The sequence below is a fragment of the Aeromonas sp. 603607 genome (genome assembly GCF_049171595.1).
Lineage (GTDB): Bacteria > Pseudomonadota > Gammaproteobacteria > Enterobacterales > Aeromonadaceae > Aeromonas > Aeromonas veronii.
Genome location: NZ_JAAKOV010000013.1, coordinates 76,743 through 99,200 on the forward strand (window position 1 = coordinate 76,743; position 22,458 = coordinate 99,200).

The window sequence follows — 22,458 nt, forward strand, 5'->3', positions numbered from 1 at the left end:
ACTTGGGAAAAGGTTGGGATACCGATGACGCCTTCACCGCACCTCACAAAAGCCTGCACCACGCCTCAATAATCGAGACTGATATCCCCTTTCGCAGTGCAGGAACAGGCCAGAGCAACGCCGCTCTCCAGATCCTGCGCACTCAAGGTCATCACGCTCTGGCGCTCGATGTCACCTGTGGTGGTGCAACGACAGCTGCCACATACCCCGGCGCGACAAGCAGCCATCATGGTTTCGCCCGCCGCTTCCAGCGCCGCCAGCAGGGTCTGACCCGGCAGGATCTTCACCTTTTTGCCGCTCTTTTTCAGGGTCAGCCAGAAGTGGTCGCTGGTGGTGGTGGCAGGCTCTGCTGGAGGAAGGCCAAAAGACTCCTGATGCAGCTGCTCCGGCGGCAGTCCCAGCTCTGTCAGCATGGTTTTGACCGCCGCCATATAGGGGGCTGGGCCGCAGAGATAGACATGGCGTTCGCGCAGATCCGGGGCCAGCTCGGCCAGCATGGCGGGGGTGAGTCGGCCCACCCAGGGATGAGCCGTTGGCGCCTCTTCCAGTATCAGGGCATGCCGTACACCGGGATGGGCTTCGGCCAATGCAGCCAAGTCATCTGCGAAGATCACATCTGCTGGCGAGCGGGCGCTATGGATAAAGCGGATATCGGCATCCGGCCGTTTGGCTAGCTCGTCCCGCAACATGGCCCACATGGGGGTGATGCCGGAACCAGCGCTCAAGAGCAGCGGCCGCTCGCAGGGCAGGGCGGTCAGGTTGAAATCGCCGAACGGGCCATCAGCCCGGATCTTGTCTCCCACTTGCAGGGTCTGGTGCAGATGGTGGGAGACTAGCCCCACATCCTTGATGGTGACCTGCCAGCACGCATCCTGCGGGCTTGAGGAGAGGGTGTAGGCGCGGCACTCCGGCTGGCCGTCGATCTCGGTGTGCAGGGTGATGCACTGGCCAGCCAGTACGGGAGGGAGGCTGCCGGAAAGCGGCACCAGCTGCCAGCTCACTACGTCGTGGGTGTTCTGTTGGCGGCCAATGCAGGTGAGCGTGAGAGAGGTCATCACAAGGCTCCTTAGGTTTGAAACGGTTTGAAAAACGTCTGATGAAAAAGCCGGATCCAGAAAAAAGGCGAGCCGGGCGGCTCGCCAAACGCTTACAACATGAGGTACCGATCAGGCCGCCAGGATCTCGGCCAGGTCAGCCTCGGCCGTGGTGGTCCCTTTCAGGCCAAATTGCTCCTCCAGCACCTTGAGCAGCGCCGGGGTGAGGAAGGCGGGTGCGGTCGGGCCGGTACGAATGTCCTTCACCCCGAGGGAGAGCAGGGTGAGCAGAATAACGATGGCTTTTTGCTCGAACCAGGAGAGCACCAGCGTCAGCGGCAGATCGTTGACACCGCACTCGAACGCCTCGGAGAGTGCCAGCGCCAACTGAATGGCGGAGTAGGCATCGTTGCACTGACCCACGTCCAGCAGACGCGGAATGCCGCCGATGTCGCCAAAGTCGAGCTTGTTGAACTTGTATTTGCCGCAGCCCAGGGTGAGCAGCAGGCTGTCGCGCGGTGCCGCCTTGGCAAACTCGGTGAAGTAGGCGCGCTCGGCCTTGTCGCCGTCACAGCCACCCACCAGGAAGAAGTGGCTGATCTCCCCGGCCTTGACCTTCTCGATCACCGCGGGTGCTGCCTGCATCAGAGCGTTGCGGGCAAAGCCGATGGTGATGAAGTGTTCGAGTTCGGTGTGTTTGAAGCCTTCCAGCGCTTGGGCCTTGGCGATCACGGCGGAGAAATCATCCCCCTCAAGATGGGTTACGCCCGGCCAGCCGACGATGGAGCGGGTGAAGATGCGGTCCGAGTAGTTGCCCACGTTCGGGTCGATGATGCAGTTGGAGGTCATCACCACCGCGCCCGGGAAGTTGGCAAACTCTTTCTGCTGGTTTTGCCAGGCGGAGCCGTAGTTGCCCACCAGATGGGGGTACTGCTTGAAGAAGGGATAGGCCAGCGCGGGCAGCATCTCGCCGTGGGTGTAGACATGAATGCCGGTCCCCTTGGTCTGTTCCAGAATGAGTTTGAGATCCATCATGTCGTGGCCGGAGACCAGAATGCACTTGCCGGGGATCGGCGTGACCCTGACCCGGGTCGGCTCCGGATGGCCGAAGGCGCTGGTTTCACCGAGATCCAGCATCTCCATGATTTTGAAGTTGAGTTGACCGATCTCCATGGCGCAGTTGAACAGCCGACCCATTTCGCTCGGATCTGTGCTGAGCCAGCTCATGATGCGGTGGAATTCGGCGGCCACCTCATCACTCTGCTGATCCAGCACCCGGGCGTGCTCCATGTAGGCGGCGGCGCCCTTGAGGCCGTAGAGGCAGAGCAGACGCAGCCCCATGATGTCTTCGTTCACTTCGTTCTTGCCCCGATTGGGGGCGGCTGGCGCGGCATGGGCAAGTTGTTCCAGCAGCTCGGCACCGGGTTCGAAGTAAGCGGAGTGTGGTAAGTCGTTGACCTGCACCGCCATGGCGGTCAGACGATCGGCCAACTGCTGGCGATAGGCGATGGCCTGATTGACGTACGCCACGATACGGGCGGAATCGAAGTTGACGTTGGTGAGGGTAGCGAAGAAGGCCTTGGGTACGAAGGCATCGATCTCGCGATCTATGATGCCCTGCTCGCGGGCGGCCAGAGCCCAGGCGCTGAGCCCCTGCAGGGTGTAGATCAGCACATCCTGCAGATCCGAGGTTTCAGCCGTCTTGCCGCACATACCTTGTGCGTAGGCACAGCCGTTGCCAGCCGGGGTACGAATTGTCTGTTCACATTGCACACAAAACATCATGCCTCTCCTAATTGGACATTTCAGTTGTCTGTTTTTGGCGATTCTATTCCTCTCGCGAAAAACTTAATAGGCATTCAATTTGCCAATTAAGTTTCCCTTGATGCAGATCAAAAACAAAAAAAGCCGCCCAAACAGGGCGGCAAGCGGGTGGATAAAAGGAGAGACAACTCAGGTTTGCAACAGAACATAACAATCAGACGGATTGGGCCGTGGTCTGGTCAGGAGCTTTCGGCCCGGTACTTACTCAAGCAATCATACGTACGCTGCAGTCAGCTTGGTTCACTATCAGGCCAGATAAGCGCGCAGCATCCAGACCAGTTTTTCTTGTTGCTGCACATAGTCGGAGAGGATGGAGGCAGTGCCCTCATCACCGGCTTCGGCGGCCTGACCCAGAATACGGCGCTGGGCGACCAACAGTTCGCGGAAGCTATCCAGCAAGGATTCGACACAGGCGCGGCCATCGTGCAGCCCTTTTTGCTCCGGGATGGCAGAGACTTTCAGGTAGTCACTGAAGCTGTGCATTGGCACGCCATCCAGGGTCAGGATCCGCTCGGCCAGTGCATCGACTTTCAGCAGCAGGTCGTTGTAAATCTCTTCAAATTTCAGGTGCAGTTCGAAGAACTGGTTGCCACGGATATTCCAGTGGAAGCCGCGTACGTTCATGTAGAGGATCTGGTAGCTGGCCAGCAATTTGTTCAACTCGGCTGCCAGGGCTTGTGATTGAGCAGTATCAAGACCAATCGGGCTTTTCATCATTCACCTCCAGATTTGGAAATCGGTTTTAAATTCTCTTTCGGAACGCAGTCAGAGTAACGCCTTGCAAAATGCAGGGACAATTGCTTGTGCCTAACTGTTTGATAGCTAAAGGCTATCAAACAGTACGCAGCAACAGGGGCAATGGATGAGTATTAGGGGAAGTATTTTTCGAGCAGCGCCATCAGGATGGCCTGACACTCGCGGTCCGGTTTGCTATCGACCCTGCTGGCGCGAAAGTGGAGCTGAAAGGCGCCCATGACGGCGCGGCTCTGCTCATCCCACTGGCCGCTCCGGGGCAGGCCATAGCCATAGCGGGCCAGTTGCTGTTGCCACATGGCTGCATCCCAGTCGGGCAAGGGGCTGGCCAGTAACTCGGCCACCCGACCTTCATCTGGCCAGGCGCCGACTCCGTACGTCAGATAGAGCTGGCGCCAGGGGAAGTGAGGGCCGGGATCCTGCTTGCGCTCGGGGGCGACATCGCTGTGGCCCAGCACCTGGGTCGGTGGAATCTGGTAGCGGGCGGCCAGCTCCCTGCTGAGGGCGCCGACGGCGGCAATCTGCTGCGGGGTATAGGGTTGCCAGCGGCGGGCATCGGGGGCCAGCGGCTCATCTTCTGCTGGATAGCCGAGGTTGACGATCTCGATGCCAAGGGAGCTGGCATTGAGCCCGGCATATTGGTGCCAACGGCTGCGTCCGGCATGCCAGGCGCGCGCGCTGTCCGGCACCAGCTGATGGACCGGTAGCGGGGTCTCGTGGCTGTCGCGGGGGATCAGGTAGTGGGCGCTCACCTTGTGCTCCGGCTCGGTCAGCAGGCGCAAGGAGTTGGCATCGTCTTCATCGGTGTAGTGGAGGATCAGAAAGGCGATCCGCTCGTTCTGGTTGGCGCTCTGATAGCGGGTAGATAGCTGGTACTCGGATGGTGTGCAGGCGCCCAGCAGCAGAACCAGTGGCAGAAAGAAGAGGGGAAGAAGACAGCGCCAGCGCCATCCCCCTGCCACAGCCAGTCTGCTGAACGTGGGAGGAGTGAGTCGCTGGCACATGTCGAAGGCTCTGTCTGGTCAGTCGCGCGGCTGGTTAGCCGCGGTATTTGGCCGTGAGACCGATCAGGAAGTTGCGCAGGATCTGATCCCCGCAATCCTGATAGTGCTTGTGATCCTTGGAGCGGAACAGGGCACTGAGCTCGGACTTGGAGAGGTTGAAGTCGGCGAGCTTGAGGGTGCCGAGCATGTCCTCTTCCTGGAAGTTGAGACCGATACGCAGCTTGCGCAGGATCATGTTGTTGTTGATCCGGTTCGGGATCACCTGGGCCGGTGCATCTTCCCGCACGCCGCGGCGGGCGATAATGAAGCCGTCGAGGAACTGGCTCAGGGCCGAGTCGGGACAGGCGACATAGCCTGCCTCTTGCTCTTCACCTTCCGCAGCCTCTTTCATCAACCAGCTGTGCAGCTGGGCGTGAGTGACCGTCAGGTTGCCCTTGGCAAACATCTCGACCATCTGGTCGTTGCTGATGGTGAGGGCGTAGCGCAGACGGCGCAGAATATCGTTGTTGGTCATGCTGACTCCTGTGTAAACGGCGCAACTTTACCATCTGGCGGCCCTCGCGTCAGAAAAAGCGGGGCCGCTACAGTTCAGATCAAGCTCATCAAGCTTTGCCGAGATAGCGGGGCGCCTCCTGGCGCACCAGTTCCAGCGCATCTTGCAGCTCCAGCAGCTCGGGTTCCAGCTCGCTGACCGGCACGCCGTCACGCAGCTGTTGCTCCAGCTGGGAGAGCAGCCGTTGCAGTCCCGGCACCCCGGAATAGGCACAGCCGCCGTTGAGGCGATGGAGCTGTGCCAGCACCTCGCTATCTTCAATTTCGCCAGCCAGCGCGCTATCCAGCACAGGTTCCACCTCGTCGAAACTGGCCAGCAGCATGGTCAGCATCTCTCTGGCGAGATGCTCTTTCCCCGCCGCCTGCCGCACCGCCAGTGCCCAGTCGATCTGTTGGGCACCATTATTCTGGTGACGGCGATGGGCAAAGTCGGTGATGAGCTGGGCCAGCATGCTCTCGTCGATGGGCTTGGCCAGGTAGTCGTCCATCCCCTGCCGGATCAGCCGCTCCCGTTCGCCGGGGATGGCGTGGGCGGTCACCGCCACGATCGGGGTGGTGGTGTTGAGGGACTGGTTGCGGATCGCCTGGGTGGCGCTGATGCCATCCATGATCGGCATCTGGATATCCATGAAGATGATGTCGAACGGCTGGCTCTGGGCCTGCTTGACCGCTTCCTTGCCGTTTTTGCACACCACCACCTGACTCACCATCTCCTTGAGCATGGCGGCGATCAGCTTGAGGTTGGCGGCGTTGTCATCCACCGCCAGCACCTTGATTGGCTGCAACTGGCGCGGCGCAGGTTGCGCTGGCAGCTTCTGGCGGCTCGATTCCGGCGAGAGCAGGGCGTGCAGCAGCTTGCGGTGGTTGACCGGTTTGGAGAGACAGTGCTGGGCGCCATGGGCCAGCATCGCTTCATAGAGCGCCGGCTCGTGGCTGCTGAGCAGCACTATGGTGTTCTGCTGCTGGCCGTTCAGTTTGTCGAGACGGCCGAGCACCTGCTGCGGCGTATGCAGGGTGCTGCTGCCGATGATCACCATCTCCTGCTCGCTCATCTCGGGCCAGGGGTCATCGCTGGTCAGTGGGTGCACATCGAGGCGCCACTCCGCCAGCAGGGCGAGCAGAGAGGCTTGCGCGAAGGGATCCGGTTCCAGCAGCCAGAGCCGTTTGCCACGGATCCGATCCAGCGGCAATTGATCGGTCTGGGGCAGGGGGGAGACCTCTACATCCAGACTGAACGAGAAGATGGAGCCCTTGCCGAGCTCCGATTCAAAGCGGATCTGGCCGCCCATCTGCTGCACCAGCTTCTGGGTAATGACAAGGCCTAAACCCGTGCCGCCATAACGGCGGGAGATGGAGGAGTCGGCCTGATTGAAGGCCTGGAACAGCTGATGTTGCTGCTCTTGGGAGATACCGATGCCGGTATCGCGGATCTGGACGTTGAGCCTCACCTTGTGGTTGCCACTGCCGGTCTGCTCGATATGGACATCCACGTTGCCCTGTTCGGTGAATTTGATGGCGTTGCCGGTGAGGTTGGTCAGCACCTGTTGCAGACGCATGGGGTCGCCGGTGAGGTAGTCCGGCACATCGGCATCCACCCGCAGGGAGAGCTCCAGTTGTTTGTCGTGGGCGCTGGGGCCGAGCAGGTGCATGGTCTCGTTGAGGGTGTCGCGCAGGCTGAACGGGATATGCTCCAGCTGCAGCTTGCCCGCTTCCAGCTTAGAGAAGTCGAGGATGTCGTTGATGATGCCAAGCAGGTTGCGCGCCGATTTCTCGATGGTCTGCATGTAGTCGGTCTGGCTCGGGGTCAGGCTGGTTTTCAGCAACTGGCGGGTAAAACCGATGACCCCGTTGAGCGGGGTACGCAATTCGTGGGACATGTTGGCCAAAAACTCCGACTTGACCCGCGCCGCCTCCTGCGCCCGTTTCTTGGCCATGTCGAGCTCGACGTTCTGGATCTCGATCTGCTCCAGGGTTTCGCGCAGGTCAGAGGTGGCCTGATCGATATTCTGCTGCATCTCTTCGTGATATTCGGAGAGCGCCTTTGCCATGGCGTTGATGCCGTTTTTCAGCATATCCAGCTCGCCGGTGAGTTGCCCGCTGACCCGGGTATCGAGCCGCCCCTCCCTGATCTTGTGCACCGCCTGCACCATGTTGGTGATGGGCTGGGTCACGCTCTTGACCAAGCGGAAACCAAACAGGGTACTGAAGGCGACCCCGATGAGCACCATGATCACCGCAAAGAAGGTGTCACGGTATTGCAGCAACATGGCCCTGTCGGTCGCCATCTGCATCGAGATGTAGCCGATCATCGGCGGCTCTACATCGCTGGGTAGCGGGAAGCCATCCAGACTGGTTTCAGCCTGGATCGGGGTGCGCAAAATGATGTCATCCCCCTGAAACGTCACGCTGGTCAGATCCGGAATAGGCTCGCCATCGGGCAGTCTGAGTCGGGTGAAATCCCTGTGATAGTTCGAGGTAACGAACAGCTGGTTGTCCTGGGTGAAGACCGCGATGGACTTGATGAAGGGGGAGTTCTTGCGATGGGTCAGACCAATCAGCCGCTTGAGGGACTCTCGGCTGTGCTGGGTCATCCCGTATTCACTGGCGATCGCCAGCGGTTCGATAATGTTGATCCCCTGATCAATAAGGTTGTTTTCCAGCTGCTGGTAGCGGTGGAAGGTGAAGTAACCGGCCATCAGGCCACCGATGATCAGGGTTGGCAGGATGGTGAAGGCGAGAACGCGTGCTCTCAGGCCATATTTGGTCATACGAACAGGCCACCAGTGAACAGGGTTGGCGATAGGGTTGATGGCAATACACGGGCTCTGTGGCCGTATTTGGTCATACTATTATTCTTGTGGGACAATACCCGGCAGCAGATTCCACAATCATGACATAGCCACCTATAGGCACCAAGTTTTATGGCCCAGTTTTTCAAGCCCCAAAAGAAGTCCACCCAGCTCCAACGCATTGAATTTACGATAGACACCCTCGATCACCACTGCGTCGGTATCGGTCGCCATCAGGGCAAGGCGATCTTCGTCGAAGGGGCGCTGCCCGGCGAGACCGTCAAGGCACGCATCACCGAAGAAAAAAAGCAGTATGGTCACGCCGCCTTGCAACAGGTTGTGACCCCGGCGGCCAATCGTATCGCCCCCTTCTGCAGCCACTATCGCGAGTGCGGCGGTTGCAGTGCCCAGCACATGTCGGTTGCCGATCAGCAAGCCGCCAAGGCGGCCGGACTGGTCAGCCTGTTCGAGCGGTTGGGCAACATCAAGGCGCCTGCGCTGGAGCCGGTACTGACCGGTGAAGATCGTGCCTATCGCCGGGTCTGTCGTCTGGCCATCAAATTTGACAAGAACGGTCGCTGCACCCGGGTCGGTTTCCGCCGTCGCAACAGCAACGATCTGGTGGAAATCGAAGGGTGCCCTGTGCTGGCCGAGCCGCTCTCTGCGCTGATTGCCCCGCTGCGTGAGTGCCTCAATCGCCTCAAGAGCCAGCGCGAGCTGGGCCATGCGGAGCTTATCCAGGCCGAGCAGGGGATCATGATGCTGCTGCGTCACACCGGCCGCCCCAATGAGGCGGATCGCGCCCTGCTGGTGGAGTTTGCAAAAGCACAGGGGATCGACCTCTATCTGCAGGCGGCCGATGATCGCATCGAAGCGCTGCAGCAACAATTTTCCCCATCCTACTCGCTGGATGGCCTGTCTCTTGCATTTGCACCCGGTGATTTCATTCAGGTCAACGGCCCCATCAACCAGAGCATGGTTGAGCAGGCGCTGACATGGCTCGGGGCGAGCAAGGATGACAAGGTGCTCGATCTCTTCTGCGGCATCGGCAACTTCACCCTGCCGCTGGCCCGTCAGGCTCGCGAAGTGGTGGGTGTCGAAGGTGAACTGGCCATGGTGCAGCGGGCCGAAGAGAACGCCCGTCGCAACGGCATCACCAATGCCCGTTTCTACAAGGCCGACCTGAGCGATGACATCGTCGGCATGTCCTGGGCGCGGGAAGGGTTCGATCTGGTGCTGCTGGATCCGGCTCGCCCCGGCGCGCTGGAAGTGATGGGACACGTCGTGAAACTTTCACCCAAGCGGGTGGTCTACGTCTCCTGTAACCCGGTCACCCTGGCGCGGGACAGTCAGGTGCTGGTGAAAGGGGGTTACCGTCTGGTGCGCCTCGGCATGCTCGACATGTTCCCTCACACTGGTCATCTGGAGTCCATGGCGCTGTTTGAACGGGAGTAAATGACTCATCAGTACGGCGATGCGGATATGTAATCTGGCATGTCTGCGGCTGTTTGAGCTGATGTGATTGGGGTAATCTAGACCCTCGTTGTTCGGCAGGGCCTGTTGGTGCGCTCTATTGTCTTTCTGGACAATATGCCTTGAAAAGTGCGCTGGATATCCCCATTTGAGGCAATCTCATGAGGGGGGAAAGTGACAGCTTTCGGCCCGATAATTTAAAGGATTGATACCATGGTTGCGGTTCGCGATATTCATTTGAAAGACAACTTCACCCTGGAAGAGTGGGTCAGCTCGCTCTCCTTGAGTGACAGTGAAAAGGATCAGCTGCGAACCGTCTATCAGTATTGTCTGACGCTCGGTGACGAGGCGCTGACCAGCAAGCTGCTGGTGCGCGGCATCGAAATGGTGGGCATCCTGCAGATGCTCAGCATGGATATCGGCACTCTCAAAGCGGCCATCATCTACCCCTTCGTCGAAGCCGGTCTCATCAGCCAGGAGCGGATGGACGAGGACTTTGGCTCCAAGATCGCCAAGCTGGTGGAAGGGGTGCTGGAGATGGAGGCCATCCGCTCCCTGCAAACCCTCCATCGCAGCGAAACCTCGCCGGAGCAGGTCGACAACGTGCGTCGCATGTTGCTTGCCATGGTCGAGGATGTGCGCGCCGTGGTGATCAAGCTGGCAGAGCGGATCGCCTGCCTGCGGGAAGCGAAGACGGCAGATGAAGAGACCCGGGTGCTGATGGCCCAGGAGATCACCAACATCTATGCGCCGCTCGCCAACCGTCTGGGCATCGGCCAGCTCAAGTGGGAGCTGGAAGATCTCGCCTTCCGTTACCTGCACCCGGATACCTACAAACAGATCGCCAAGCAGCTCGACGAGAAGCGGCTCGATCGCGAGCGCTACATCCGCGAGTTTGTGCAATCCCTGCGTAATGGGTTGAAAGAGGCGGGAGTTGACGCCGAGGTGTACGGTCGGCCGAAACACATCTACAGCATCTGGCGCAAGATGCAGAAGAAGCACCTCGAATTCAACGAGTTATTCGACGTGCGCGCGGTGCGGGTAGTGACCAAGCGGTTGCAGGATTGCTATGCGGCGCTCGGTATCGTCCATACCCAGTTCCACCACATTCCCCGCGAGTTTGACGACTATGTCGCCAACCCCAAACCCAACGGCTACCAGTCAATTCACACCGTAGTGGTGGGGCCTGAAGGCAAGACGGTGGAGATCCAGATCCGTACCGACCAGATGCATCAGGACGCCGAGCTCGGCGTCGCGGCGCACTGGCGCTACAAGGAAGGGGCGCAAGCTGGCGGCAAGGCCAACACCTTCGAAGACAAGATCGAGTGGCTGCGCAAGCTGCTCGCCTGGCAGGAAGATCTCTCCGAGAGCGGCTCCCTGCTGGAAGATCTGCGCAGTCAGGTGTTCGAGGACCGGGTCTACGTCTTCACCCCGAAAGGGGATGTCATCGACCTGCCGGCAGGCGCCACCCCGCTCGATTTTGCCTATCACGTCCACAGCATGATCGGCCACCGCTGCATCGGCGCCAAGATTGATGGCCGCATCGTGCCGTTCACCTACGCGCTGCAGACCGGCGATCAGGTGGAGGTGATCACCCAGAAAGAGCCCAACCCGAGCCGCGACTGGATGAACCCCAACGCCGGCTTCCTGCGCTCCAGCCGGGCGCGGGCCAAGGTGGCGACCTGGTTCAGAAAACTGGATCGGGACAAGAATATCGTGGCCGGTCGCGAGCTGTTTGAGAAGGAGCTGGATCGCCACAACCTCAGCATGTCCAAGATCGACAAGGGCAACATGCTGCGCCGCTTCAATCTGGAGAGCTCCGACGATCTGCTGGCCGGTATCGGCAGCGGCGATATCCGCATCAACCAGGTGCTCAACTATCTCGACACCTGTTACAACAAGCCGACGGCGGAAGAGGAAGATCGCCGCCTGCTGGAGAAGCTGGAGCAGAAGGCCAATGCGCCGATGCGCCACAAGCCCAAGGATCACATAGTGGTGGAAGGGGTCGGCAACCTGATGACCCATATTGCCCGCTGCTGCCAACCCATTCCGGGGGACTCCATTCAGGGCTTCATCACCATGGGGCGTGGCGTTTCGATCCACCGGGAAGATTGCGAGCAGTTGAAAGAGTTGTCACGGCGCAACCCTGAGCGGCTGATCGATGCGGTGTGGGGGGAGAACTACTCCGGCGGCTACGGCCTCACCATCCGGATCATCTCCAACGATCGCTCCGGCCTGCTGCGCGATATCACCACAGTGCTGGCCAACGAGAAGATCAATGTGATGGGGGTGCGCTCACGTTCCAACGTGCGCGAGCAGACCGCCGAGATCGATATGGAGCTGGAGATTTACAACATCAACGCCTTCAACCGGGCGTTGGCCAAGCTCAGTCAGCTTAACGACGTGATCAGCGCCAAGCGGCTTTGATATCGAACCGACCGGCCCCAGTGGCCGGTCTGCATTTCCGACCCTTTTTGAACGAATTGAAAGCGAATATCCCATGTCCCAACGTTATGACCTCTCCCAACTGCTCGACTTCATGGCTCGCCTGCGCGATCCGCAAAACGGCTGCCCCTGGGATCTGAAACAGGACTTCCAGAGCATAGTGCCGCACACCCTGGAAGAGGCCTACGAAGTGGCCGATGCCATCGAGACCGAAGATTGGCAGGGGCTGAAAGGGGAGCTGGGTGACCTGCTGTTTCAGGTGGTGTTTTACGCCCAGCTGGGTAAAGAGCGGGGCTTGTTCGACTTCGCCGATATCGTCGATACGGTGAGTGAAAAGCTCATTCGCCGTCACCCCCACGTTTTTTCCGATGCAGACCTTGGCGACGAGAAAGCGGTAAAAGCGAACTGGGAAGCGGAAAAGGCCAAAGAGCGGGCGGCCCTCGACAAAGAGAGCGTGCTGGACGACATCCCGCTCTTGCTGCCTGCCTTGACTCGCGCCGCCAAAATTCAGAAACGCTGCGCCACCGTCGGTTTTGACTGGAAGACGCTGGGGCCTGTGGTGGACAAGATCCACGAAGAGATCGACGAGGTGATGGAAGAGGCGCTGATGGCCGATGTGGACGAGGCGCGGGTGAGCGATGAGCTCGGTGACCTGCTGTTTGCCACCGTCAATCTGGTGCGTCATCTGGGCAAGGATCCGGAGCAGGTGCTGCGAGGCGCCAACGCCAAGTTCGAACGTCGTTTTCGTCAGGTTGAGCAGATAATCGCCGCAGAAGGCTTGAAAATGACCGATTGCACCCTCGAAAAGCTCGATGCTGCCTGGGATAAGGCGAAGGAAACCGAGCAAAGTTGATTTGGCGCAAGATGGGGGGGCGGTGAGCCTGATAGATTTTTGCTCATTGTTTGGGAGAGGGGTTTTTGGTATACTGTTTCCCCGTCCTGCTTCATCCCCGAAGCACCCCTTAAAATTCCCTAAACTTCTTTCAGGTTCAGCATGACGACCAAATATATTTTTGTTACTGGTGGCGTTGTTTCATCCCTCGGCAAAGGCATTGCCGCAGCTTCTCTGGCAGCCATTCTGGAAGCCCGTGGTCTGGATGTGACCATCATGAAACTGGACCCGTACATCAACGTGGATCCGGGCACCATGAGCCCGACCCAGCATGGTGAAGTGTTCGTAACCGAGGACGGGGCCGAAACCGATCTGGATTTGGGCCACTACGAGCGTTTCATCCGCACCAAGATGACCCGTCGCAACAACTTTACCACCGGCCGTATCTACGCCGACGTACTGCGTAAAGAGCGTCGTGGTGACTATCTGGGCGCCACCATTCAGGTTATCCCGCACATCACCAACGCCATCAAGGAGCGGGTGATTGCCGGTGCCGAAGGCCATCAGGTTGCCATCGTCGAAGTGGGCGGTACCGTGGGTGACATCGAGTCCCTGCCGTTCCTCGAAGCCATTCGTCAGCTGGCTGCCGAAGTGGGTCGCAACAACGCCATGTTCATGCACCTGACGCTGGTTCCTTACCTGGCCGCTGCCGGTGAAGTGAAGACCAAGCCGACCCAGCACTCCGTTAAAGAGCTGCTCTCCATCGGTATCCAGCCGGATGTGCTGATCTGCCGCTCTGACCGTGCCATTCCGGCCAACGAGCGCGCCAAAATTGCCCTGTTCTGCAACGTGCCGGAGCGCGCCGTCATCTCCATGAAAGACGTCGACTCCATCTACAAGATCCCGGCACTGCTGAAATCTCAGAATCTGGACTCCTACTTCACCGAGCGTTTCGGTCTGGAGTGCAAAGAAGCTGATTTGTCCGAGTGGGAACAGGTTATTTACGAAGAGGCCAACCCGACTGGTGAAGTGACCATCGGTATGGTCGGCAAGTACGTCTCCCTGCCGGACGCTTACAAGTCCGTCAACGAGGCGCTCAAGCACGGTGGTCTCAAGACCCGTCACTCCGTCAACATCAAGTACATCGACTCTCAGGATATCGAGACCCGTGGCGCCGAGCTGCTGGAAGGTCTGGACGCGATCCTGGTGCCGGGTGGCTTCGGTGAGCGCGGTGTGGAAGGCAAAATTCTGGCTGCCCAGTATGCCCGCGAGAACAAGATCCCCTACCTGGGTATCTGCCTCGGCATGCAGGTTGCCATGATCGAATTCGCTCGCAACGTGGCGGGCATGGAAGGGGCTCACTCCTCCGAATTCAAGAAAGATTGCGCGTATCCGGTCGTCGGCCTCATCACCGAGTGGGTGGATGAAGAGGGCAACGTCGAGACCCGTACCGAGAAGTCCGATCTGGGCGGTACCATGCGTCTGGGTTCCCAGCTCTGCCACCTGGTCGAAGATTCCAAAGTGCGTCAGATGTACGGCAGCCCGACCATTTACGAGCGTCACCGTCACCGTTACGAAGTCAACAACAAGCTGCTGCCGCAGATTGAAGCGGCAGGTCTGAAAGTGACCGGTCTCTCTGCCGACAAGAAGTTGGTGGAAATCATCGAGATCCCGGATCACCCCTGGTTCGTGGCTGCGCAGTTCCACCCGGAGTTCACCTCTACTCCTCGTGATGGCCACGCTCTGTTCGCCGGTTTTGTGAAGGCGGCAGGCGAGTATCAGAAGCGTAATTTGAAGTAATTGAAAATAAATGCGGTTGGGGCACTGTGCCACAGCCGCTTTTTTTGGCATATTTTTGTTGTTTTTTTACGAAACCTGAGGAAATACACATGTCCAAGATCGTTAAAGTGATCGGTCGTGAAATCATCGACTCCCGTGGTAACCCGACCGTTGAGGCCGAAGTTCACCTGGAAGGTGGTTTTGTTGGTATGGCAGCCGCTCCGTCTGGCGCGTCCACCGGTTCCCGCGAAGCGCTGGAACTGCGTGACGGCGACAAGAGCCGTTTCCTGGGTAAAGGCGTGCTGAAAGCCATCGAAGCCGTAAACGGCCCGATCGCTCAAGCTCTGCTGGGTAAAGATGCCAAGGACCAGGCCACCGTTGACCAGATCATGATCGACCTCGACGGTACCGAGAACAAATCCAAGTTCGGCGCCAACGCCATCCTGGCTGTTTCCCTGGCTAACGCCAAAGCTGCCGCTGCTGCCAAAGGCATGCCGCTGTACGCCCACATCGCCGAGCTGAACGGCACCCCGGGTGTTTACTCCATGCCGCTGCCGATGATGAACATCATCAACGGTGGTGAGCACGCCGACAACAACGTCGACATCCAGGAGTTCATGATCCAGCCGGTTGGCGCCAAGACCCTGAAAGAAGCCGTTCGCATGGGCGCAGAAGTGTTCCACAACCTGGCCAAAGTGCTGAAGTCCAAGGGCTACAACACTGCAGTTGGTGACGAAGGTGGTTTCGCTCCGAACCTGAAATCCAACGCCGAAGCGCTGGAAGTTATCGCTGAAGCCGTTGCCGCTGCCGGTTACAAACTGGGCACCGACATCACCCTGGCTATGGACTGCGCTGCTTCCGAGTTCTACGACGCAGAGAAGAAAGAGTACAACCTGAAAGGCGAAGGTCGTGTCTTCACCTCCAACGGTTTCTCCGACTTCCTGGCTGACCTGACCACCAAGTTCCCGATCGTCTCCATCGAAGATGGCCTGGACGAATCTGACTGGGAAGGTTTCGCCTACCAGACTGCTGAACTGGGCAAGAAAATCCAGATCGTGGGTGACGACCTGTTCGTAACCAACACCAAGATCCTGAAGCGCGGTATCGACAACGGCATCGCCAACTCCATCCTGATCAAGTTCAACCAGATCGGTTCCCTGACCGAAACTCTGGCTGCCATCAAGATGGCCAAAGACGCTGGCTACACTGCCGTCATCTCCCACCGCTCCGGTGAGACCGAAGACGCGACCATCGCCGACCTGGCTGTTGGTACCGCTGCTGGCCAGATCAAGACCGGTTCCATGAGCCGTTCTGACCGTGTTGCCAAGTACAACCAGCTGATCCGTATCGAAGAAGCTCTGGGTGCCAAAGCTCCTTTCCGCGGTCTGAAAGAAGTTAAAAACCAGGCTTAATTTGCTGGTTTGCCAGCTTCGACTGGAATGAAAAAAACCGGAACCCTTGGGTTCCGGTTTTTTTTATGCCTGCTCCTTGCTGTAACGCCCTGAGAGGTGAGGGGGTTGTACCTCTGGTGTCGGGTCAGACAAAAGGCAGCATGCGCTGATAGCGCCCTGCATGCGCCTTGAAGCCCAGCTTTTCAAACAGGGCGATAGAGCGGACGTTATCTGTATCGATATCTGCGGTGAGGCAGGTGACCCCCAGTGTGCTGGCGTGGGCGAACAGCAATCCCAGCGCCTCCGACATAAACCCTCTGCGCCAATAGGCCGCATTGAGCAGGCAACCTACCTCACAGCAGCGACCCGCCTCGCTGAAACTGTGCAGGCCGCAGGTGCCGATTACCTTGTTGCCTTCCCGCTCGACAATCGCCCACTCCAGCGACTCCCCCATTTGCTCCAGCCGCACTACGCTCGCCATCATCTGCGCCACCATGGTGGGGGAGGTAAAGCAGGGATCAGAGGCAAACTCCATGGTCAGTGGATTGCCATAAATCTCGAACAGATCGGCAGCATCCTGCGGGCCAATGGTGCGCAGTACAATCCGTGTGCCGGTTAAGTCAGGCTTCATTTATCTCCTTGGTGGGGTTTATGCCAGCAAAGCTAAGGTGAAAAACGAGACTGCGTGAAAGTCGGTCTCTAAAGGCAATTGGTGCTATCACGAAATATTGTGACCGCGAACGTCCGATTACGCTTCGCTAATCGAACCTACGGACTGCAGGGGGGGCGCCTTCAGCAATTGACGCTCCAGCCCATCTGTATTTTATGTATGTTTCTCTGTGCGATATCAAAACTGCTCCTTTCGCCTAACGCCCAGCTAAGGGGGGAAGTACTCAATGACTAAGCTACCGCATAGCACTTCAACACCAAAACCACCGCATACCAAAGATGCCGCGCGTGCTGAATCCCTCTTAAACTGTTTGTTAGCCTTCATCTCTAGTTGCATTATCTGAATTACTAGCAGGCCTTGATGCCAGCACTTCCTTAACTGCATTAATTACATAATTGAGAGATAAACCAATACCCACCATACCCGCAACACCAATATACTCGCGCCAACTCGACGGCAAATTATTAGGATCACCATGGAGAGCTGCCAATATGAGTTCACCGCCTGATGAAATTGCATAAACAGCAAGGAAAACTAAAGCCACGTTATTGACCTTAAAATCTCTGCGTTTATAGAATTCTAAACAGGCAAAGGCAAAACTAAAACACACCGATACCAATATACCAAAAGCCGTACCATCAAAAGACATTAGCCAACCCCTTTTGACTCTTTACCTAGGATTGCTCCTAGTATCCCGCCGACAATTGCACCAACTGGCCCTCCAATGGAAGCTCCTAATGCAGCTCCACCAATAAGGCCAACTGCCGCGGATGTTTCACCAGTCACCTTTTCTGTATCTTTAAACGAATTACTGCAATTTCCGCAACGATAACTCGCTGGAGAACTGCCATCTGGAATTTCCGACACTTGTCCACAATGCTTACATTTGTACTTCATTCTATCTCCTTGCAAGCTAATGCCCTGTTAAAGTGTGAGCAACGCAATACTGAAGCTCCCGCATACAACCTTAAACACTAAACACAACGCATAGTAAAAATGCCACGCGTTGCGAATCACTCTTAAACAGTTTGTTAGGCATATTTAATGTGGTCCAAACGCCCAATTATGTGCAGCCCAGAACTCTCCATTTTTACGGAAAGCACTATATTTAGTTAACGAAGCATGTAACTGAGCAGGTACCACATAGTTGTAATACGTGCTTTTTGGAAGCTCAAGCAAGGAATATTGATAAGGAATTGCGAAAGTCTGAATATCTTCCGCATTGTATTTATCTAACAATTCACTCACAGCTACGCTCGGTAAGTCAGCTATAAATGTCATTGATTTTCCACTAATATTGTCAGAGTAAATATCAAATGCCTTACTATCAATACTTTCACAGTAACTCGGTTTACCACTTTGTGTTGGATGGGAAATTAATACATAGTTGCGCAGCATCTCTGGGAGCTTTGATATTTCTACAGTTAAATAACGTTCCTTGTACAGATATGCCAATATTTTTGTTGCTTCTTCAAGTTGGCGAGCTTTAGCTTCCAAGACGTCTGATTTTGCCTTGTTATATAATTTTACATCTTCGGGTTCAGAGCCATTGTTATATTTTTTATAATACCCTTTAGCATCTAAGCTTATACATTTGAATAAAACCTCCTCCCCAGTACATAGTTTTTTCAGAATATCTAATATCACAATATCACTATCAATGATCTTACCATTCTCAATCCTTAACTTCTTAGAGCGTGAATCTAGATATTTTGCTTTGACCTTCAGTTTAATAGGGCTATCAACCTTCACAACAGCTCCCAGTGAACCAAGGAAAACAATTACTGGCTCCCAATCAGGTTGGAAGCAAAGCCAACCAAAAGATAAAATCAAAACTACTAAACTTAAAATAAACAAGCTTTACTCCTTACTAGATATGCCTAACGTTGGACATAAGCGGACCGCTTTAGCTGGTCCGCTTGATAGATTTGTTAGGCTATATGCTGTGATTGATTGTTCTTCCGCCAACCTCAATCTGCTTAGTTGCAACTTTGGCGTGGCTTTCATGCCAGGCCGCATTCATCTTGGCTTGATTATCGTTCCAGTTCTTTTGGACGTCTGATGTTTGCGAAAAATATGCAATATCAAATTTGGTTTTCTGTTCGATAAGTGCAACGTAGGCTTTTACAAGTTCCGTATTTTCTGGAAGCTCTTGCATTCTCTGTTCGAGAAAAGATTTGCACTGATAAAACGCGTTGTCATTCATGGTGACCTCCATTTGTGTAGCCTAACAGTGCTTAGATGGAAGGCGGCATTAATCCGTTAGCAGAGAATTCCATATAACCCCGTAACATTTTTACCGCCGAAAAGTAAAGATTATCATTAAATCATAACGCTATCAGCTTTCTTCTCATGTTGGGCGTATTCGCTTGACTTCCTCTTTTTGCGCCACCATTACTACTGTGTGAAAAATCAGTGCTCAGCGCAGTCTTGGAAAGCGCCGCCAAAGCACGCCTGTGTGAGCAGGTCAGAAATAAAAATGAGGTCGTCACCATTTTGAGTGGGTCGAAGGTAACTCTCGCTTATCAATTCCATCAGGTAAGGCTACCGCCCCTGAATTTCAGCCTCCAGTCTGCTGCGTTTTACCAACGGGATGGGGTTGGCATGGCTCATGGGAGACTCCGACGAGGCAAGTGTTGCCAAATGGCAATATTAACCATGGCGCTGTGGAGAGAAAGCTCAATATTGAGATTTTCTGTGCAAGATCAATAAATTAATCAAATATCACCCACGATTGATGACGCGCCGAGATAGCGTGAACAACCCTTCTTGAGCTATCACCATAGAATATTCATGGTCATATCTGGCTTGAACCAGCATAAAACTCTTTGTTATTGTCCGCATCCCCCGCCGAAATAGCTTATTTATCTATAAATCAACAAGATAGCATTATGTGGTGGCGTCGCGGGGGCATCTGCTATCGGGAAGGAGAGTTATGAAGTCGCAGTTCAAAGTGGCGCTGGCCATGTTGGCCCTGTTCGTCGTCCAAGGCTGCACAGCCCCGGATTCATCCACCAAGCGCAATACACCCGGCCCTGTGCTGACAGTGCATTACGAAAGTGCCCCCCTGATCCCCGTCACCATCGCCGGTGAGCAGTACCAGTTTTTGCTCGATACCGGGGCCAGTATCACCTTTATCGATCGTCGTCTGGCCAGCCGCTTCAAGGCGCTGACCTTAAGCGAATTGCCCAGGGCCTATCAGGCTGATTTTGCCACTGTGAACAGCGTTTCGAGCCAATTGGGCCGCGAGCAGCTTGGTTTTGTTGAGCCGCAGCCCTTCTCGGTGGGGTCGGTCACCATTGATGACAGCGACCTGTGGGCTACCGTTGATTTCGATCTTTTCTCCCAGTCTCTTGGCAGCCGTATCGATGGCATCCTCGGGATCGACACCATCCGCCGTTTCAACTGGGTGTTTGATCGCGACAGGCATCAGCTCACGGCTTCGCTGACGGCACCGTCGGCAGCCACGTTCGAGCGTTGCATCGGCTATGAAGATAGCTACAACCGCTCCCCGGCCGTGTATCTGACCCACGGCGAGAGCAGCGTGCGCATGTATCTGGATACCGGGGCCGATCAGAGCTATGCCGACCATGCCTTTATCGACTTTATGGCCAGTCAGAAGGCGATCTCTGGCGAAGATGCCACGCCACGCAAAGGGGTGGACGCCAGCGGTATGGTGGAGGGGCGTGACCATATCCTCACCGGCCTGCACTTTGATGAGCGCCAGCTCGGTGAGCTGCGCGTGTCGGAAAACAGCAATGAGCAGTATGGTCTGGGGCTGGATTTTGTTAACCGCTTCAATCGCTTTGCGATCATCCCCGGGCGGATGATGATCTGCTACGACGCCGACAGCCTGGCGCGCAAAGTGCCCCCAATCCTGCGCAATATCGGGGTGCGTTTTGATGGCGAGCATCTGCAGGTCTACTACAGTGACGAACGGGATCTTGCCCCCTATGGTCTGGCCAACGGCGACATTCTGGAACAGATCAACGGGGTGGCTTATCGTCCCCTCGAGATCGACAAGGTGCGTGAGTTGCTCAGCACCAGCAAGCCGGGGTCGCTCAAGTTGCGAATTGTGCGGGAAGGAAAACCGCTGAATATCGCCATCTAGTCAAGGTGGGGGCGGCAAGACGAGCCGCCCCTATGAGCCTCAGCCCTTGGTTGGATTTTCCATACAGGTGAGGGTTGGCTGGCCGTAACGCTCCAGCGTGGCGTCGTCCCCCTTGGTGAAGAAGGTGAGGTTTTGCCCTTCATAACGGGCGCCGCTGGCGCTGGGGGCTTCATAGGCGAGCACTTGTTGCTGCTTGTCACCCTCGCTCAGGTTGATTACCGCTGCGGGCAGCTTGGCATCGTTATAGAAGTAGGTAGAGAGCATTACGTTCTTGCCGCACTTGTAGTTGACCGGTGCCGGCACCATCAGCTGGCCGCCGCTGATCTGCAGTTCGGTGATCCGCAGCAGGTAGTTATCCTCCACACACTGGCGCAGATCCTGCCCCTTCCAGCAGTCGTTGCGACCCTTGATCCAGCCGCGCTGCATGGCGCGCTCAGTCTTGAGCTGTTCGGGAGAGAGTGCAGCAATCGCCTTGGGGTAGAGGGCCGCCAGTTCGTTATCAAGGGTGGCCAGTCCGGCATCCTTGCAGATCAGGGTTTCGACCGACCCGGAGGCTTTGGTGCAGTCAAAGGAGGGGGTTGCGGCACTGGCCAGCAGAGGGGCAAACAGCAGGGTGGCAAGCAAGGTCTTGTTCATCGATAGATTCCAGCAATGAAGAGGGTATATCTGCCTACTACAGCACACTCTACAGGGCAATGCAGCAGGGGAGCCGAGCCCACTTGCACTGCTGAATGGCTGCCAAACGGAAAAACCCGACACTCCTGGCCGGAATGTCGGGTTTTTTGTGGCCGCGATAGAGGGGGAGGCGGGTTGCCGGTTGATCAGGCCAGCGCCAGTTGCTGACTGCGGGCACGCCACAGCCGCTCGTGGAAGAAGAACACCACGGTATTGATGGCCGGTTCGATCATCGCCATCACGCCGCCGGTGAGTAGCTCGCCGCTCAGCAGGAAGGCCACCCCGAAGGCCACCGAGAAGTGTACCACCGCGAAGCTGCTGGTCTTGGCCTGCAGGCTGTGATTTGGTTTGAGCTTGTGCCAGCCAAGGTCATGAAAGTAGAAAGCGACCGTGTTGACGGCGGGCTCGATCAGGGCGATCAGGCTGGCGGTCAGCAGCTCACCGGTCAGCAGGTAGGCCACGGTAAAGGCAACACCGAAGTGCAGGATGGCAAAGCTGATGGTCTTTTTCATGATGGCGGCTCCCTCTGTTGATGATGAGAGTATCCGCCGAAACGAGATTAAATGAAAACTATTCTCATCTATTGCCAGAATAGAGAGAACCTATCAACGGGCGAGTTGCCGGTGCGGTTCAGCGGTTGCCAATCGCAACCAAGGCGATAAAGTACAGGTTCTTCACACTTGCCCATGAAAAAGGATCTTTCATGAATATCAATGCCACCCTGCTTGGCCAGTTCATTGCGTTGTTGATGGTCATCGTCGGCGTTATCGCCTGGCGACTGGCGCGCCGTAAGAGCGAGCATCCGGCGCTGATCACCCTTATCTGCTCCTTGCTCTGTCTGTTTCCGCCCTTTGGCCTGTTGGCCCTGTTGCTGGTTGCGCTGAAACAGGATCTGCCCGTCCGTTCATAGGGCGCGCTGGTTCAGGCTGCCGCACACACCGGCCGCACCAATAGAAAAAGCCCCGTGATGGGGCTTTTGCGTTTGAACTCGGTGAGCAGAAGACCTTAGACACCCATCTTTTGGGTTCGGGCTCTGCTACGCCTTGCTCAAAAAGGTGGGTGTCCCAGATTTGTTTGAGATTCCCAGAAGTCAGCAGAGACGAAATCGTGAGCTTTAACGGAAGCT

General features: G+C 56.6%; 20 protein-coding genes. 7 read left to right on the forward strand and 13 right to left on the reverse strand.

Features of this window, described 5'->3' with window-relative positions:
* Positions 1-65: 65 nt before the first annotated feature.
* The 6 genes from G5315_RS13540 to barA form a co-directional block, all read right to left on the reverse strand.
* Positions 66-1,055, reverse strand: coding sequence for a hybrid-cluster NAD(P)-dependent oxidoreductase (locus G5315_RS13540; RefSeq protein ID WP_266135261.1), 990 nt, complete (start codon positions 1,053-1,055; stop codon positions 66-68).
* A gap of 111 nt (positions 1,056-1,166) precedes the next feature.
* Positions 1,167-2,816: a hydroxylamine reductase gene (hcp, locus tag G5315_RS13545; RefSeq protein WP_421333227.1), complete on the reverse strand. Its 1,650-nt coding sequence runs from the start codon at positions 2,814-2,816 to the stop codon at positions 1,167-1,169.
* Positions 2,817-3,104: 288 nt separating this feature from the next.
* Complete coding sequence (locus G5315_RS13550; RefSeq protein ID WP_005362843.1) at positions 3,105-3,572, reverse strand: Dps family protein; 468 nt, start codon at positions 3,570-3,572, stop codon at positions 3,105-3,107.
* Between the two features lie 155 nt (positions 3,573-3,727).
* Positions 3,728-4,615, reverse strand: coding sequence for an N-acetylmuramoyl-L-alanine amidase (locus G5315_RS13555; RefSeq protein ID WP_421333201.1), 888 nt, complete (start codon positions 4,613-4,615; stop codon positions 3,728-3,730).
* 34 nt (positions 4,616-4,649) lie between these two features.
* Positions 4,650-5,129, reverse strand: a complete 480-nt coding sequence (locus G5315_RS13560; RefSeq protein ID WP_421333202.1) for a DUF1456 family protein — start codon at positions 5,127-5,129, stop codon at positions 4,650-4,652.
* 88 nt (positions 5,130-5,217) lie between these two features.
* Positions 5,218-7,935 carry a two-component sensor histidine kinase BarA gene (gene barA, locus G5315_RS13565; RefSeq protein ID WP_421333203.1) on the reverse strand — a complete coding sequence of 906 codons (2,718 nt, stop codon included), beginning with the start codon at positions 7,933-7,935 and terminating at the stop codon, positions 5,218-5,220.
* A 153-nt stretch (positions 7,936-8,088) separates the two neighbouring features.
* On the opposite strand from barA, the gene rlmD reads away from it, so the two are divergent.
* The 5 genes from rlmD (at position 8,089) to eno (ending at position 15,897) form a co-directional block, all read left to right on the forward strand.
* Positions 8,089-9,411, forward strand: coding sequence for a 23S rRNA (uracil(1939)-C(5))-methyltransferase RlmD (rlmD, locus tag G5315_RS13570; RefSeq protein ID WP_069528883.1), 1,323 nt, complete (start codon positions 8,089-8,091; stop codon positions 9,409-9,411).
* A 231-nt stretch (positions 9,412-9,642) separates the two neighbouring features.
* A complete protein-coding gene (relA, locus tag G5315_RS13575) occupies positions 9,643-11,856 on the forward strand; it encodes a GTP diphosphokinase (protein WP_335873810.1) in 2,214 nt (737 codons plus the stop codon).
* A 73-nt stretch (positions 11,857-11,929) separates the two neighbouring features.
* Positions 11,930-12,727 (forward strand): nucleoside triphosphate pyrophosphohydrolase, encoded by a 798-nt coding sequence (gene mazG / locus G5315_RS13580; protein ID WP_421333204.1) that lies wholly within the window; start codon positions 11,930-11,932, stop codon positions 12,725-12,727.
* 141 nt (positions 12,728-12,868) lie between these two features.
* Complete coding sequence (gene pyrG / locus G5315_RS13585; RefSeq protein WP_005335584.1) at positions 12,869-14,506, forward strand: glutamine hydrolyzing CTP synthase; 1,638 nt, start codon at positions 12,869-12,871, stop codon at positions 14,504-14,506.
* Between the two features lie 89 nt (positions 14,507-14,595).
* Positions 14,596-15,897 carry a phosphopyruvate hydratase gene (gene eno / locus G5315_RS13590; protein ID WP_005335583.1) on the forward strand — a complete coding sequence of 434 codons (1,302 nt, stop codon included), beginning with the start codon at positions 14,596-14,598 and terminating at the stop codon, positions 15,895-15,897.
* A 124-nt stretch (positions 15,898-16,021) separates the two neighbouring features.
* Here the strand turns inward: eno and G5315_RS13595 are convergent, their stop codons facing one another.
* The 5 genes from G5315_RS13595 to G5315_RS13615 form a co-directional block, all read right to left on the reverse strand.
* On the reverse strand, positions 16,022-16,507 hold the full coding sequence (locus G5315_RS13595; RefSeq protein ID WP_421333205.1) for a GNAT family N-acetyltransferase: 486 nt from the start codon (positions 16,505-16,507) through the stop codon (positions 16,022-16,024).
* 352 nt (positions 16,508-16,859) lie between these two features.
* Positions 16,860-17,195 carry a hypothetical protein gene (locus G5315_RS13600; RefSeq protein ID WP_421333206.1) on the reverse strand — a complete coding sequence of 112 codons (336 nt, stop codon included), beginning with the start codon at positions 17,193-17,195 and terminating at the stop codon, positions 16,860-16,862.
* Positions 17,195-17,443, reverse strand: a complete 249-nt coding sequence (locus tag G5315_RS13605) for a hypothetical protein (protein WP_421333207.1) — start codon at positions 17,441-17,443, stop codon at positions 17,195-17,197. Before G5315_RS13605 ends, G5315_RS13600 begins: the two co-directional genes overlap by 1 nt.
* Before the next feature lie 144 nt (positions 17,444-17,587).
* A complete protein-coding gene (locus G5315_RS13610) occupies positions 17,588-18,403 on the reverse strand; it encodes a hypothetical protein (protein ID WP_421333208.1) in 816 nt (271 codons plus the stop codon).
* A 79-nt stretch (positions 18,404-18,482) separates the two neighbouring features.
* A complete protein-coding gene (locus G5315_RS13615) occupies positions 18,483-18,752 on the reverse strand; it encodes a hypothetical protein (protein ID WP_421333209.1) in 270 nt (89 codons plus the stop codon).
* A gap of 729 nt (positions 18,753-19,481) precedes the next feature.
* Between G5315_RS13615 and G5315_RS13620 the strand changes: the two genes are divergently transcribed.
* A complete protein-coding gene (locus tag G5315_RS13620; RefSeq protein ID WP_421333210.1) occupies positions 19,482-20,657 on the forward strand; it encodes an aspartyl protease family protein in 1,176 nt (391 codons plus the stop codon).
* A 39-nt stretch (positions 20,658-20,696) separates the two neighbouring features.
* On the opposite strand, the gene G5315_RS13625 is transcribed toward G5315_RS13620, so the two are convergent.
* Together G5315_RS13625 and G5315_RS13630 are read right to left on the reverse strand one after the other, a co-directional pair.
* A complete protein-coding gene (locus tag G5315_RS13625; RefSeq protein ID WP_421333211.1) occupies positions 20,697-21,293 on the reverse strand; it encodes an MliC family protein in 597 nt (198 codons plus the stop codon).
* 185 nt (positions 21,294-21,478) lie between these two features.
* The gene (locus G5315_RS13630) at positions 21,479-21,844 is read right to left on the reverse strand and encodes a DUF2061 domain-containing protein (RefSeq protein WP_042084552.1); all 366 of its coding nucleotides are present in this window, start codon (positions 21,842-21,844) and stop codon (positions 21,479-21,481) included.
* 191 nt (positions 21,845-22,035) lie between these two features.
* Between G5315_RS13630 and G5315_RS13635 the strand changes: the two genes are divergently transcribed.
* Positions 22,036-22,242 (forward strand): hypothetical protein, encoded by a 207-nt coding sequence (locus G5315_RS13635; RefSeq protein ID WP_021229528.1) that lies wholly within the window; start codon positions 22,036-22,038, stop codon positions 22,240-22,242.
* The last annotated feature ends 216 nt before the right edge of the window (positions 22,243-22,458 follow it).